The organism is Gilliamella sp. ESL0405 (assembly GCF_019469205.1).
Classification (GTDB): domain Bacteria; phylum Pseudomonadota; class Gammaproteobacteria; order Enterobacterales; family Orbaceae; genus Gilliamella.
Map to the genome: position 1 here is coordinate 953096 of NZ_CP048265.1, position 14527 is coordinate 967622.

General features: G+C 36.5%; 12 protein-coding genes. 4 read left to right on the forward strand and 8 right to left on the reverse strand.

The genetic code is table 11. From position 1 onward, the window contains the following. Nucleotides 1–16 precede the first annotated feature (16 nt). Nucleotides 17–1297: an ammonium transporter AmtB gene (amtB, locus tag GYM74_RS04260; RefSeq protein WP_220219248.1), complete on the forward strand. Its 1281-nt coding sequence runs from the start codon at nucleotides 17–19 to the stop codon at nucleotides 1295–1297. A gap of 104 nt (nucleotides 1298–1401) precedes the next feature. On the opposite strand, the gene GYM74_RS04265 is transcribed toward amtB, so the two are convergent. Beyond that, entirely contained in the window at nucleotides 1402–1878 is a 477-nt protein-coding gene (locus GYM74_RS04265) for a hypothetical protein (protein ID WP_220219249.1), read from the reverse strand. Nucleotides 1879–2495: 617 nt separating this feature from the next. Further along, on the reverse strand, nucleotides 2496–2783 hold the full coding sequence (locus GYM74_RS04270) for a hypothetical protein (RefSeq protein WP_220219250.1): 288 nt from the start codon (nucleotides 2781–2783) through the stop codon (nucleotides 2496–2498). A gap of 366 nt (nucleotides 2784–3149) precedes the next feature. Here GYM74_RS04270 and dsdC point away from each other — a divergent pair, with 366 nt between their 5' ends. After that, nucleotides 3150–4118 (forward strand): DNA-binding transcriptional regulator DsdC, encoded by a 969-nt coding sequence (gene dsdC, locus GYM74_RS04275; protein WP_220219251.1) that lies wholly within the window; start codon nucleotides 3150–3152, stop codon nucleotides 4116–4118. 76 nt (nucleotides 4119–4194) lie between these two features. On the opposite strand, the gene GYM74_RS04280 is transcribed toward dsdC, so the two are convergent. The 4 genes from GYM74_RS04280 to fdhD all read right to left on the reverse strand — a co-directional run bounded on the left by GYM74_RS04280 (nucleotide 4195) and on the right by fdhD (nucleotide 8681). Next, entirely contained in the window at nucleotides 4195–5106 is a 912-nt protein-coding gene (locus GYM74_RS04280; protein WP_220219252.1) for a DMT family transporter, read from the reverse strand. Nucleotides 5107–5323: 217 nt separating this feature from the next. After that, entirely contained in the window at nucleotides 5324–6562 is a 1239-nt protein-coding gene (locus GYM74_RS04285; protein WP_220219253.1) for a nucleoside permease, read from the reverse strand. Between the two features lie 62 nt (nucleotides 6563–6624). After that, nucleotides 6625–7443: a purine-nucleoside phosphorylase gene (locus GYM74_RS04290; protein ID WP_220219254.1), complete on the reverse strand. Its 819-nt coding sequence runs from the start codon at nucleotides 7441–7443 to the stop codon at nucleotides 6625–6627. 425 nt (nucleotides 7444–7868) lie between these two features. After that, complete coding sequence (fdhD, locus tag GYM74_RS04295; protein ID WP_220219255.1) at nucleotides 7869–8681, reverse strand: formate dehydrogenase accessory sulfurtransferase FdhD; 813 nt, start codon at nucleotides 8679–8681, stop codon at nucleotides 7869–7871. 202 nt (nucleotides 8682–8883) lie between these two features. On the opposite strand from fdhD, the gene GYM74_RS04300 reads away from it, so the two are divergent. Beyond that, nucleotides 8884–9414 carry a DedA family protein gene (locus tag GYM74_RS04300; protein WP_220219256.1) on the forward strand — a complete coding sequence of 177 codons (531 nt, stop codon included), beginning with the start codon at nucleotides 8884–8886 and terminating at the stop codon, nucleotides 9412–9414. On the opposite strand, the gene mscM is transcribed toward GYM74_RS04300, so the two are convergent. Both mscM and asd read right to left on the reverse strand, forming a co-directional pair. After that, nucleotides 9411–12032 (reverse strand): miniconductance mechanosensitive channel MscM, encoded by a 2622-nt coding sequence (mscM, locus tag GYM74_RS04305; RefSeq protein ID WP_220219257.1) that lies wholly within the window; start codon nucleotides 12030–12032, stop codon nucleotides 9411–9413. The two genes, GYM74_RS04300 and mscM, sit on opposite strands and share 4 nt — an antisense overlap. A 4-nt stretch (nucleotides 12033–12036) precedes the next feature. Beyond that, on the reverse strand, nucleotides 12037–12885 hold the full coding sequence (asd, locus tag GYM74_RS04310; protein ID WP_220219258.1) for an archaetidylserine decarboxylase: 849 nt from the start codon (nucleotides 12883–12885) through the stop codon (nucleotides 12037–12039). 209 nt (nucleotides 12886–13094) lie between these two features. Between asd and rhaB the strand changes: the two genes are divergently transcribed. Beyond that, on the forward strand, nucleotides 13095–14507 hold the full coding sequence (rhaB, locus tag GYM74_RS04315) for a rhamnulokinase (RefSeq protein ID WP_220219259.1): 1413 nt from the start codon (nucleotides 13095–13097) through the stop codon (nucleotides 14505–14507). Nucleotides 14508–14527 lie beyond the last annotated feature (20 nt).

Consider the following 14527-nt stretch of genomic DNA (forward strand, 5'->3'; position numbering starts at 1 on the left):
TGTTAAGGATATTGTTATGTTAAAAAAGTTGATTTTTCCAATTGGGTTATTGCTTTCCTGTCCTGCCTTTGCTGATGAAATTTTGATAGTTGATAAAGCGGACAATGCATTTATGATGATCTGTACTGCACTGGTACTGTTTATGTCTGTTCCGGGAATAGCGCTATTTTATGGAGGATTACTGCGTTCTAAAAATGTGCTATCGATGTTATCACAAGTATTAGTCAGTTTTTCGTTAATTGCAGTACTTTGGATTGTTTACGGATATAGTTTAGCATTTGGTGAAGGTAACTGGTTTTTTGGCAATTTCGAGCACTTTTTATTAATTGGTGTCGGGATTACCGATATCTACGGTTCAATTTTTGAACTTATTTGGATTGCTTTTCAAGGCTCGTTTGCTTGTATAACCTGTTGTTTAATTTTAGGCGCATTTGCGGAACGGATCCGTTTTTCAGCCGTATTAATTTTTACTGTTTTATGGTTCACCTTCTCTTATATTCCAATGGCACATATGGTTTGGGGCGGCGGAATATTAGGTGATGAAGGCGCATTAGATTTTGCCGGTGGCACGGTGGTACACATTAATGCTGCCGTTGCCGGTTTAATTGGCGCATATCTGATTAAAAATCGAATCGGTTATAACCGTGAACCACTTAAACCGTTCAATTTACCTTATGTTTATCTGGGGGCTGCAATCTTATATATTGGCTGGTTTGGATTCAACGCCGGATCGTCAACTCATGCAGATGAAATAGCCGGTCTTGCCTTTATCAATACGGTAGCTGCCACCGCCGCAGCGGTTTTAGCATGGTCGGTAGCCGAATGGGTATTACGTGGCAAACCTTCATGTTTAGGCGCAGTATCCGGTGTCATTGCCGGATTAGTCGGGATAACTCCAGCGGCCGGCTTTGTCGGTGTTGGCGGAGCAATGCTGATTGGTCTTATTTGTGGATTTGCCGGTGTATGGGGCGTTTCATCACTAAAACGTATCTTAAAAGTTGATGATACCTGTGATGTCTTTGGTGTACATGGGGTGTGTGGGATCGTCGGTTGTTTACTAACCGGAATTTTCACATCAGAATCATTAGGTGGATTAGGTTATAGCGAAGATACCAATATGTTAAGCCAAGTGGGTGTTCAATTGATGAGTATTATCACCTGCGTTATATGGACATCCGTGGTTGCCTTTGTCGCGTATAAAATCGCTGATCTTTGCGTCGGCTTACGTGTTCCTGAAGAGCAAGAGCGTGAAGGATTGGATATCAATAGTCATGGTGAAAGTGCATTTAATAGTTAATTGAATGTGAGTAACAAAAGATTCACTATTTAAATAATCTACAGCATATTATTGCTGTAGATTATGATTTATAACAATTGTTGTATTGTTACTGATATAAATTTTTAATCGTCCCAAAGCATAATTGCATTGTCTTCGGTTAAAATTAATGGTGGAGCAAAAAGATACTCTTTAATCTTAGTGGGTATAACATCCACATCATTTAGATTAAGTTGTAATTCCGGATAAGCTTTTGCTAACTCTTTTAATCGAGTATTAAGTAATTGCTTAACCTTATTCGATTCGTTTTCAATTGCAATTTCATCTTTTAACATACCAATTTGTTTAGCATGGTGTTCAGACTCAAATATTTCACGAAAGATAAACGAAAACCCGCCACTATTATTTGAGCTGTTACTATCATGATACTCCTTGTATTCAGAATGACGTAATTTCAGCTCCTTAATACGTAACCCAATAATCTCATCAATATGATCAGTATAATAATTTAGCGTTGGATCTAAATAGGCTAAGGTTTTGTGTTCAGGAATTGCATCATTACTATGTACTAACGTAAATAAAGGTTTTTTCTGTGTCTTCATTCTGTAACTTCCTTTTTAATATTGTATAAAAATAACAACAATATATTGAATAAAAATTGTTACTTTTAGGTAAAGATGTTTCAGTTTTACATAACGTTTCAGTATGAAATCAATCAAGATTTCAAAATTAACTACTATTTACTTTTAGAAATTAGAACTAATGGTGGTTTATAACATCGATTAACAAACCACTTTAATTACCGTTACAACCCAACTTAAAAAAATTAAACAGAAATAAATTGTTCCTCAATACCCTCCATTAATTAATGCTATTAATTGCCTGTTTTGCTACAAGCAGATGATGTTTAAAACATGTGTTTACAACTCCGTTTGAATTTGTCCTAACTACATTAAAACTACGACTTAACGAGAATCTAACTAAAACAAATTAAACATTGATATCTATACACACAATAATTGAATTTCTTATTGCATATATCTTAGACATTAACTGTACAAAATTAAGCTAACAAAAACATCCGTATTAAATTTAGAAAAGCATGCTATCAAACTAATCATTTACTCATAATTTAATAGGTTATTACATTTATTACTATTTCAAAGCAGCTTGTAAACAGTCAATTAAGAGACTAATTAACAAATAAAAATATCGCGTTTCAAAACAAATAAAATTGTTTTAAACAGTAAAAATTTTTAGGAAATTGAGCATTTAGGGTGCAATCCATTTTATTATCTCTTCTTCCTGAATTTGTTAATAAAACATTGAATGAGCTTCTTTGAATTATAAAATAAAAATTAAAGTAATATTTCAAAAAAATGTAAAAATAAACAACTTTAATTTTGTTTGCTTGTTTTTGACAGAATAAAACAAGTTCTTCTAAAAATAAAAGATTATTTATTATGTGGGGACGGCGTATTAATTTTTCAATACCTACTGGTGACATTACTTCATTCCTTTTTATTTTATTGAATAAACTCGATAACAATACTTATAAACTAAGGTGAAGCTATATTTAAAGACTGAATTTCACTAAAAGATAATACAAAAAAATAATCAAATCTCAGTTAAGTTTTTTTATTAAAAATGTTATCTTTCTAGTTTATAAATGCTAGTGTTTTTACAAGTTTTTGTCCAGTATTTGACAAATGATCAATTATGAACTTAACATGAACTAGATTGTTTCAAATATGTGATCTAGATCATAAAATTAACTCACGCTTCAACATGAAGAAATTAGTGTAGGTATCTAAGTAAGGATAAGAGGTTTTTAGGTAATAGTTTTTATAATGCTCTAATAGGAGTGCTGTAAATGTACGATGAAGATAAATATCTGAATAAGAATCGTGTTATCAACCGCTATCAATTATCAAAGTTACATACTTTCGAATCAGCCGCAAGGCACCTATCGTTTGCATTGGCAGCTGAAGAACTATGTATCAGCCCAAGTGCGGTAAGTCATCAAATTAATAAATTAGAAGAAGAACTTAACTTCAAATTATTTAAACGATTTCATCGCCGAATATCGCTCACTCGCGATGGAAATAATTTATTTAATGTAGTAAAAAGTTCACTCAATAATCTAAATCAAGAAATATTAGAGATTAAAAATCAAGAACTCTCTGGCGCGCTGACTATCTATTCCAGTCCGTCTTTTGCTCAAGAGTGGCTGATCCCTAAATTATCGATGTTTATTGAGGATTATCCCTATATTTCATTGAATATTTTATCGGGCAATAAGATTCTTAACTTTAGCCAGCATCGAGTTGATCTTACAATTTATTATGATGATCTCCATTATGATGAATTGCTTTGTGAACATCTTATGAACGAAAGTATTTTGCCGGTTTGTACGCCGTCTTATGCAATCAAACATGACTTACATGAAAATATTGATAATCTTCACAAATGCATATTTTTACATGACAACCAAAATAATGGCTACGATTCCAATTTTGCCGAGTGGGAGGCGTGGACTAACTATTTCTCGCTAGCTTGTGATTTAAACAAAATGCAAAATATGCTATTTGACCGATCAGATTATGCAATAACCGCAGCCTTAAATCATGTTGGAATCGCAATGGGGCGAAAACTCCTTGTCCAAAAATATCTTCAAACAGGTCAATTAATTTCGCCTTTTCCAAATATGGAGGCTCCTTGTTCTCAGCGTTATTATGTCTGTAAATCACAGGGCAAATATAATCCAAAAGTTGATATTTTTATCAATTGGTTAAAAAATCAGTTCAAACAATCACCCCTATCATTATTGATTGAGCGCTAATGTGTTTGCTGCAAATGATTAAGGTAAGATTCCAGTAATAAGTGTGGTTTGATTAACCACACTTAAAGCTGTTTAATTAGGGTCTTTTTTTGATATGGATTAAGTTAGGTAAGGCGATAGCCAATAAAATAATTAACACGCCTACCCACTGATTAAAATAAACTGACTCTTTCAAGTAGAAATAAGAACAGGTTACCGCAACCGGCAATTCAGCCGCTGATAAAATCGCACTAAAGGAAATCCCAATTTTGGGAATGCCCACCGAAAACAGAAAAGGGGGTAGTACTGTGCCGAGTAAAGCTAGTAAAAAACCTAATTGATAGAGTTGATCATGAATATTAATTTTGAAAAAGAACATCGGCGGAAAAATCAAAAACGTCACAATGCAAGCACCGGTAATCATCAATGCACTTTTTTCAAGCTTAGGTAATTCATTGCCAATATTACTGCTGGTAGTAATAAATAAGGAGTACATAATGGCGGCTAATAGCCCAAACATACAACCAAACAGGTTTAAACGAATATCTTCATTAAAAATACCTGCTGCTAAAGCGCTTCCAACAATAATGACAATGACAGTGACAATTTGAATAAATGATGGTTTATTTTTGAAAATGACAAAATCAATAATCACGCTGATCCATAGATACTGCATTAACAAAATGATAGCAATCGAAGCGGGTACCAATTGAACGCATTGATAATAACAAATACCGACTAAACCAGGGAAAATCCCCACCGCACAAACTTTCCATTTTTTGGTTAATGGCTGATTTAGTTCTTTTTCTGAATTGGATTTAGATTTGTGAAGTGTTTTGACTATAAGGTGAATACCCCACAAAATTAGCATTCCTAAAAAACATTGTACACCAGTTACTTCACCCAATGAATAACCCGCTTTATACGCGGTTTTTACAATCGAAGAGAGCACACCAAAACTACAAGCGCCTAAAAATACTAATAGTCCTCCTAAAAATTTTTCTTTCATAGTTAAATCTCGTTACTTTAAAAAACTCTATATTTCAAAAACTGTACTTATAAAACGGTACTTTTAACACATTGCCGATAACATTTTCGACACACAAACAAATAAGAGCCTACAGAGGATGCCTCTGTAGCTCTAAAATAATTAATAAATTAATCCTAAATGATCACAATAGAATATAAGCAATTGCGCTTAGCGCAATAATTTGACTGGGAAGTTATTACAACGCAGTTTCAGTTTTCTTATGGTCATAGTTGAATGTAAAATAAAATATAATACCTAAAATCAGCGCATAAGAAGCGAAAATTAGCCATATTGATTGCCAATCTTTAACACCATCATGCGTATACATATCAATGACAATACCGCTTAAAATAGAACCTAAATAAGCGCCAATACCATTGACCATTGTCATATATAATCCTTGCGCACTCGCCCGAATATTCGAACTCACTTCCTTTTCGATAAATATCGAACCGGAAATATTAAAAAAGTCAAAAGCGCAACCATAAACAATCATCGATAACATCAAAAGCACAAAGCCAAATGGTGTTGGATCACCAAATGCAAAAAGACCAAATCTTAAAGTCCAAGCAATGATGCTGATCATTATTACTTTTTTGATGCCAAATTTTTTAAGGAAAAATGGGATCGTCAAAATAAAAGCGACTTCCGCCATTTGAGATACCGAAAGTAAAATAGCCGGATATTGTACAATCAAGCTATCTTTAAATTCCGGTATTCTATCAAAATCGTGCAAGAAAGCACCACCATAAGTGTTAGTGATTTGTAATATCGCGCCGAGTAACATGGCAAACAGAAAAAACACCGCCATCGTCGGTTTCTTGAATAAAACGAAAGCATCAAAACCTAATCGAGCAGCCCATGACTGCTTAGGATCTTTTTTAATTGCAATGTCTGGCAAGGTTGCACTATACAATACCAGTATTACCGATGCCGCACATGCGACATAAAGTTGTGCATTGCTAAGTTCAAATTTGAGTAAACTTATCATCCACATGGCGATAATAAAACCAATGGTGCCGTACACTCTTATTTTAGGAAAAACAGTAACCGTATCAAGCTTACTGTTATCTAAACAATGATAGCTAATCGAGTTTGAAAGGGCGATAGTTGGCATAAAAGCAAGGGCATTACACAGCATGACCCAAAATAATACAGTGGAATTATCGACCGAAGCAGCATAAAAAAGCGCTATTGCACAAATTGAATGACAAAGCATATAGAGATATTTTGCTTGAACAAATTTATCGGCAATAATCCCAATAATACATGGCATAATCAACGCAGCTAATCCTTTTGTGCTAAAAATCATCCCGACTTCCGTACCCGAAAAGTGTAAAGTTTTAAACAGATAGGAGCCAAAAGTAACTAACCAGCTTCCCCAAATAAAATATTGGAAAAACAACATTATTTTTAATCTATCTTTTATGTTCATGTTTGCTATCCATAATATAAGTGTGTACGGCTTGTACAACTCAAAATAATAAAAACGAATAATTAAAAACGTTCGATAGTTTTGGTAATTAATTGTAAGAAAGTTGCTTTAACACGTTCGGCTGTTTCAATCACCTCTTCATGCCCTAATGGCTGATCTAAAATGCCACAAGCCATATTGGTTAAGCACGAAATACCAATAGTTTTGATACCTGAATGGTGAGCAACAATTGCTTCCGGTACGGTTGACATACCCACAGCATCAGCGCCTAACACACGAATCATTCTAATTTCAGCCGGCGTTTCGTAAGTTGGACCCGTCCACCAAGCATAGACACCTTGTTGTAAAGTAATATTAAGTTCTTTAGCAACGTCAAGGACGGTAGCGCGTAACTGTTTGTTGTAAAGTTCGCTAACATCTAAAAAGCGTACCCCTAACTCAGGGTTATTTGGACCAATTAATGGATTATTGGCAGTTAAATTAATATGATCGGTAATTAACATCAGTTCGCCGGGCTTAAAGCTGGTATTAACGGCACCACAGGCATTAGTAATAATTAACTTTTCAACGCCCAGCATTTTCATTACACGAACAGGAAAAGTCACTTGATCTAATGAAAACCCTTCGTAATAATGGAAACGTCCTTTCATCGCAACCACTGTTTTACCGCCGCTTTTACCAATGACTAATTCATTAGCATGACCGACCGCAGCCGATTGAGCAAAATGAGGGATATTGTCATATGCTATGCGAACGGCATCTTCAAGAGTATCAGCAAATGGACCTAAACCAGAGCCTAAAATAATGCCGATAGTTGGTTTTTTATCGGTGTGTTGTTGAATATAGTTAACCGCTTGTTGTATATCTGCTGTTTGATGCATGAGTGTACCTTTTCATTTTTAATATGTGCTAATAAATAACGCTAAGTGATAAAAATAACCACCTAAAACTTATAAATAATCAGAATGCTAAATAAAGATAAATTTAACATTAGCAATTTGAATGATGATTATTAATATCACTTAGTATGTCACAAGAAATGATATAAATAATCTGCTTTTTCTCAAAACGAGAAAAAGATCACATAAAAAGATATAATAAAAACAATGTATTTATTATTTCGGCGTATATTATGATGATCTTCTTAAAAGAAGGGAAGTTGATTATTGCTTAAAGCGAATTCGCCTTGTGCTATTTCAAGTATTAAATCTTATAAATCAAATCATTAGGCTAAAAATTAATTTAGTCTAACTGCACATAGTAATTTGTCTGTTAAATATCTATTCAATTACGGATTTTATTATGTTTAAAACCCCTCAATCCGCTCACCACCACTATAGACAACGCCTTTAGTACCTCGAAAAAATCCTATTAATGTGAGATTACTTTGTTTAGCTTGCTCTACAGCCATCGATGTTGCTGCTGACACAGCCAGTAAGATCTCAATACCACAAATAGCACTCTTTTGTACCATTTCATAACTGGCTCGACTGGAGACCAAAATCACACCTGCCGGATGATCAGGCTGTTGCTGTAACCGTTTGGCTCGATAGCCCAATAGTTTATCTAACGCCACATGCCTACCGATATCTTCAAACCCGGCAATAAAGTTTCCTTGTAAATTGAGCCATACCGCTGCATGAGTGCAACCTGTTTGCTGCCCGACAAGCTGCACTTGCTCCAAACTTGCCAGCGAGTTTGTAAAATCAGATAAGTTAATCCGGTGATTGTTTGGCAACGTTGGGATAAATTGACAAACTTGTTCGATCTGTTCGCTACCACAAATTCCACAACCGGTTCGGCCAGCTAAGTGGCGGCGCTTGTTTTTTAGTTCAGCAAAGCGTCTTGATGAGAGTTCAATATGTACTTCAATGCCTTGCGGGGTAGGGTTGATATCAATGCCATAAATATCCGTCACTGCGGTAATAATTTTTTCGGTTAATGAAAAACCAATAGCAAAATACGCTAAGTCTTTAGGCGATGCCATCATCACCACGTGGGAAATACCGTTATAAATCAGGGCTACCGGCATTTCTATGGCTAACTGATCTAACTCAGGTGCCAACTGTTTGGCAGCAATAAATTTATTAACTGTAAGTGTTTCGATACCGATTGTCATAGTTGGCTCTTGATCTTGATGTTGTCAATGAGATTAGTAAGTTAAATATAATAACTGAGGATAAAGTTAATAGAAAGTACTGAATAATCAACGAAAATTGAAGATAGTAAGATTCTACCAATCATTGACTTATTGAGATGCGTACACGGTTTAATATGTTAAAATGAAGCATCGTTAACAATATTTTAATGCAACTAAACTTATGTCAATACATGAAATTACCCATGAAATTATGCAGTTTATTCAACAACACCAAGTCTGGGCTTTGCCGATTATCTTTCTATTAGCTTTTGGTGAGTCATTGGCGATTATCTCTTTACTGGTGCCGGCAACTGCAATTTTATTAGGTGCCGGTGCACTGGTTGGCGCTGGTGTTATGTCATTTGTTCCGGTGTTGATTGTGGCATCGTTGGGCGCCATTTTTGGAGATTGGCTCTCTTACTGGTTAGGTAAACATTATCATCAGCAAGTGATCAACGCATGGCCACTGAATAAACACCCAAAATTAGTTTATCGAGCCGAACAGTTTTTTGCTCGTTATGGCACATTTGGCGTTTTTATCGGTCGTTTTTTTGGACCATTACGGGCATTAGTACCACTTATCGCAGGTACGATGCATATGCCAGCGACAAAATTTAATTTGGCTAATGTCACCTCAGCGCCGATTTGGGCTTTTGTGTTACTTGCCCCCGGCGCTTTCGGTATGCGTTGGTTAGAAACCCTATTTGGTTAAATGGTGCCAACGGTATAACTGCGACGCCCACTTTTGCGACCAAGCGCTTCTAAATTGGTTTGCAATGGTGGGAATGGTAATGTTAAATGGTGACGACGATACGCCTCGAGTATCAATTTATGTATAGCGCTACGTAGTTGCATGCGGTGCCCCATTTCAGCGGCAAAAACACGTAACTCAAATAACTGAATACCTTCTTGAATATCAACTAAAAATACTTGTGGCTCCGGATCTTTAAGCACATATTCACACTCATCAGATGCTTGCTGTAATAGTTTTATAACCAGTTCGCTATCTGCATCAATGGTTGCGGGAATCGTCAGTACAATTCGGGTTATGGAATCCGATAGCGACCAGTTGACGAGCTGTTCAGTAATAAACGCCTTATTTGGCATCACAATCTCTTTGCGATCCCAATCAACAATAGTAATGGCACGTGTGCTAATTTTGGTAATGTTACCGGTTAAATCACGAATAGTCACGGTATCACCAATACGTACCGGCTTTTCAAATAGAATAATTAGGCCTGAAATAAAGTTAGCAAATATTTCTTGAAGACCGAAACCTAAACCAACACCTAAGGCGGCAATAAGCCACTGTATTTTAGACCAATCAATACCGATAAATGAAAAAGCAATCATGCTACCAATCATTAAAATAATATATTTAGAAACGGTCGATATGGCGTAACTGGTACCGGGCGCTAAATCTAAATGCTGTAATATGCCCAGCTCTAAAAGTGCCGGTAAGTTTTTAACCAGTTGAATGGTAATTGTCATCACTAAAATCGCAATAAATACCGCACCAAGAGTAATATATTGTTCAGCTTCTGTTCCATTAACAATAATCGTCGTTCCCCACAATTTAATGTTATTCATAAAGGCGAACGCTGAATGGAGTTCTGACCAAAGCAGTATCATACTAATGAGAGCAATTAACATAATAATTGATCTCACTAATTGTAACGACTGAGCACTAATCACATCCAAATCAATAACAGGCTCATCGACACCGTCATTATTGACCTGAGATAACTCTTCTTCCTGACCTTTGGCTCGTTGCATTCTTTCTAGCCGGCGCTGTTTGGTGCGTTCAAATTCAATTCTTCGTTTTTGAATCCACATCCAGCGACGAATCATAAAATAGATAACTAACAGACCAAACCAGATAATCACCGAGGCTTCAAGACGCCCCAATAAAACCTGTGCGGTAGATAGATAACCTAAGCAAGCGGCAATAATGGCTAACCATGGGGCACTTAATAAGATAAACCATAAAATATGGCTTAATAAATTATCACCACAACCTTTTTTATCAATGTAAAGTGGTACGCCGGCACGATGAATTGAGTTAGTCATAAACACTAATGCAAAGCATAAAATAATAAATGCAGTGCGACCAATCGTTGCGGCAAATTGACGGTTATTAAACTGATCAAAACTCATCACAATCATAACTAACGGAATCACGACCCAAACCGAAAGTTGGTAATATTTCATTGCTTCACGGACATTTCGTTTTGACCAGCCGAAATGAGTAATAAACAGCCCATTTTTAGCGGCGAAATGGGCAGTAATGATAAACACCCATAGAATAGGCGCAGCGGCATTAACCCCATACCCCAAAGCGACAGCGACAGGATAATCCCAATTAATTTGCAAGGCATAACCAAATACCGCCCACAAAATTGGGATAGGTAATGCCATAATTAAGGAGTAAATAATCACTTTTAAGGTTAACGAATAACTATCTTGCGTCACTTTACCCACCCGTGAAGCTGATTTGTTTAAAAATGCATAATATTTATTGCGCATCTTGAAGTGGGTAAACACAAACAGTAGTGACAAAACCAATAAAAAGAGTGGTTTTGGTGCCGTCAATACTTCACTACTGGCGTTATAAAGTTGGGTTAACGTATCAATTGAAAAAATGACATAAACCACATCTTTAGCAAGATTAACCGGAAAGTTTAGCGAAATAGGGTTGACATCAGCTACCCAGAAAAAGTAGCGGTGTGCTGCCTCGTTCACTTCATCAATGGCATTGGTCAGTTGTTTGTTAGAAATCTTTAATTTAGTGAGTTCAAGAATCGTGGTATCGGTACCGGAAATTAACGTCTTAAGAAGCTCACTTTGTTCACGAAGTAGCCGTCGATATTGGCTGGCAATTTTTACATTAGCTAATGAGCCGTTTAATGTCGGGTAGTTAGCTAATGCTGATAAGGTATTAGTGTAATTAAGTTGCTGAACTTTAGCTTCAGCAATTTCGGCATCTAAAGGCTGTGATTTTGGTTTTTCCGGAAGGCGCAATAATTGTTGACGTAAGGTTTCGCCAAGCGCTGTTGAAAAACTTAACCACTCGCCTTGTTCAGCTAAGGTTGCTAGCGTATTTTGAACATGCGAAATTTGCGTGGTGATGTTGTTTTGTTCATTAATAATGCTGGTTAAGTGAGTCTTTTGGTACTCCAAATTTTGACGAAGATCATCGTTTTTTTCATTCAATTCATTAATAATAGCAGAAAGTTCATCTTCATTATTAATTACCAACATACTCTCTTGAGCAACAGCAATGGATGAAAAGAGCAGGAACAAACAACATAAAAAACCACGCATTGACATAAAGTTAGATCCTTTCTGCTAATTTTTGACCCACACGAACTTGATCGCCAATTTTAAGATGACTGTCAAATTCAATGGCGTTTGAAGCAAATAATGTAATCACTGTTGAACCAAGTTTGAAACAGCCCATATCTTCGCCTTTGGACAATTTCACCTCGCCCGAATAAGTCCAGCGTTTCATAATTCCGTCACGTGGAGGGGTGATTAGGCCTTCCCAAGCAACTTCAATACTTCCAACAATGGTTGCGCCAACCAAAATTTGAGCCATAGGTCCAAAATCGGTTTCGAACAGGCAAATCACACGTTCGTTACGAGCAAAGATATTCGCAATACATTCAGTGGTTGCTTTACTGACTGAAAATAGCGAACCGGGCACATAGATCATCTCCCGTAAAGTTCCGTCACACGGCATATGAAAGCGGTGATAGTTTTTTGGCGATAAATAAGTGGTGGCAAAAGCGCCATTTTTAAAAAACTTAATCATGTCAGGATGACAGGCAAGCAGTGAATCTAACGTGTAAAAGTGCCCTTTTGCTTGTAACAATAAATTGTCTTGAATTGTACCAAATTGGCTGATAACTCCGTCAGCCGGCATAACCACTGAATTGGTTGAAGCATCAATAGGGCGAGCATCTTGTTTTAGTTCACGAGCAAAGAAATCATTGAAGGTTTTATACTCTTTGACATTGCTGATTTGAGCTTCACTCAAATCGATTTTATACAGCTTACTAAAGCCTTGAATCATCCACGTTGTCACGATGCCCAACTGTTTTTTTGCCAGCCAACCAAAAATAACGGTTAACATCTGTTTAGGAAGAAGATACTGAATCATTGCTTTTAACTGATTTAACATAGAAAACTCTCAAATTAGTTTAGTAATATTTCATTATAACAATATTTATAACGAATGTATAAAATGCCCTTAAATCGACAATTTGTGCGTTAGATCACATAGATTTTAAATATTTTGCCAATAAGTGCAAAACAATGGCAATCGATTAAAAGTGTCACTCACATTAGTTTTCTAAACTGTGCTCATTACCAATAATGAGGATAGATTTAATGGCAATTCGATACGTTGCTGCAATAGATTTAGGCGCATCAAGCGGCCGTGTAATGTTGGCAAGTTTTGATCAGCAAACGGAAGATTTAACGCTGAGTGAAATACATCGATTTAGTAATGGATTTAAAGCGATAGATAAACATTACTGTTGGGATCTGAATTATTTAGAGCAAGAAATATTAAACGGCTTAAGCAAAATTGTTGAGCAAAATATCAAACTTGACAGTATCGGGATTGATACATGGGGAGTGGATTATGTCTTGCTTGACAGCAAAGGCGAGATTGTTGGGCCAACTTATGCCTATCGCGATCATCGTACTGATAGCGTTATGGAACAAGTTCAAGCTGAATTGGGCGCTGAGGCGATTTATCAAAAAACCGGCATCCAGTTCTTAACCTTCAACACCCTTTATCAACTAAAAGCCATGATGAATGAAAACCCGTCATGGTTAGCACAAGTGACCGATTTAGTGATGATCCCCGATTATCTGATCTATCGTCTTACCGGCAAACTTAACCGGGAATACACCAATGCAACAACAACCCAGTTAGTTAACGTCACCCGTCATGATTGGGATGATGAATTACTGAACTATCTTGGTTTACCCCGTAAATGGTTTGGTGAAATTACTATGCCGGGTAATCAAGTCGGCACTTGGAAAAGCCCCAAAGGCGATTCGATTCCGGTGATTGCTGTCGCCAGTCATGATACCGCCAGCGCAGTGATTGCCGCACCAATCAACAATCACAATAGTGCTTATTTGTGTTCGGGCACTTGGTCATTAATGGGCATTGAATCATCACAACCTTTTACTGAGCCGCACGCTTTAAAAGCCAACATCACCAATGAAGGGGGTGTTAATGGCTCCTATCGGGTATTAAAAAATATTATGGGACTATGGTTATTTCAACGCGTTTGCGCTGAACACCAAATAAATGATATTCGCTCATTGATTAAGCAAGCTGAGCAACAACCCGCTTTTAAACATGTTATCAATCCTAACGATTCCAGACTATTAAACCCAGAATCCATGACTGAAACCTTAAAACAACTCTGTCATGAACATAACGGTCTTAAGCCGCAAAGCTTAGCAGAACTGGTTCGCTGTATTTTCGATAGTTTAGCGCTGTTATATCGGGAAGTCATAACCGAACTATCAAGCTTAATAAAACAGCCTATCCAAACGTTACATATCGTTGGAGGAGGTTGTCAAAACGCATTTTTAAATCAGCTATGTGCTGATCTTTGCCAAATTAGTGTTACTGCCGGACCGATTGAGTCATCTGCACTGGGTAATGTTGGTTACCAGCTCATTTCTTTAGGTGATATTGCGGATGTTAAACAGCTACGCCAGATCATCACGCATAATTTTAAAACTGACATTTATTATCCCCGCAACATGGCTAACTAATTAATTAACATGATTTTATA

Excerpts from the sequence above, each read along its gene's own strand:
- amtB (WP_220219248.1), top strand. The coding sequence starts at position 17 with ATGTTAAAAAAGTTGATTTTTCCAATTGGGTTATTGCTTTCCTGTCCT.
- GYM74_RS04265 (WP_220219249.1), bottom strand. The coding sequence starts at position 1,878 with ATGAAGACACAGAAAAAACCTTTATTTACGTTAGTACATAGTAATGAT.
- GYM74_RS04270 (WP_220219250.1), bottom strand. The coding sequence starts at position 2,783 with ATGTCACCAGTAGGTATTGAAAAATTAATACGCCGTCCCCACATAATA.
- dsdC (WP_220219251.1), top strand. The coding sequence starts at position 3,150 with ATGTACGATGAAGATAAATATCTGAATAAGAATCGTGTTATCAACCGC.
- GYM74_RS04280 (WP_220219252.1), bottom strand. The coding sequence starts at position 5,106 with ATGAAAGAAAAATTTTTAGGAGGACTATTAGTATTTTTAGGCGCTTGT.
- GYM74_RS04285 (WP_220219253.1), bottom strand. The coding sequence starts at position 6,562 with ATGAACATAAAAGATAGATTAAAAATAATGTTGTTTTTCCAATATTTT.
- GYM74_RS04290 (WP_220219254.1), bottom strand. The coding sequence starts at position 7,443 with ATGCATCAAACAGCAGATATACAACAAGCGGTTAACTATATTCAACAA.
- fdhD (WP_220219255.1), bottom strand. The coding sequence starts at position 8,681 with ATGACAATCGGTATCGAAACACTTACAGTTAATAAATTTATTGCTGCC.
- GYM74_RS04300 (WP_220219256.1), top strand. The coding sequence starts at position 8,884 with ATGTCAATACATGAAATTACCCATGAAATTATGCAGTTTATTCAACAA.
- mscM (WP_220219257.1), bottom strand. The coding sequence starts at position 12,032 with ATGTCAATGCGTGGTTTTTTATGTTGTTTGTTCCTGCTCTTTTCATCC.
- asd (WP_220219258.1), bottom strand. The coding sequence starts at position 12,885 with ATGTTAAATCAGTTAAAAGCAATGATTCAGTATCTTCTTCCTAAACAG.
- rhaB (WP_220219259.1), top strand. The coding sequence starts at position 13,095 with ATGGCAATTCGATACGTTGCTGCAATAGATTTAGGCGCATCAAGCGGC.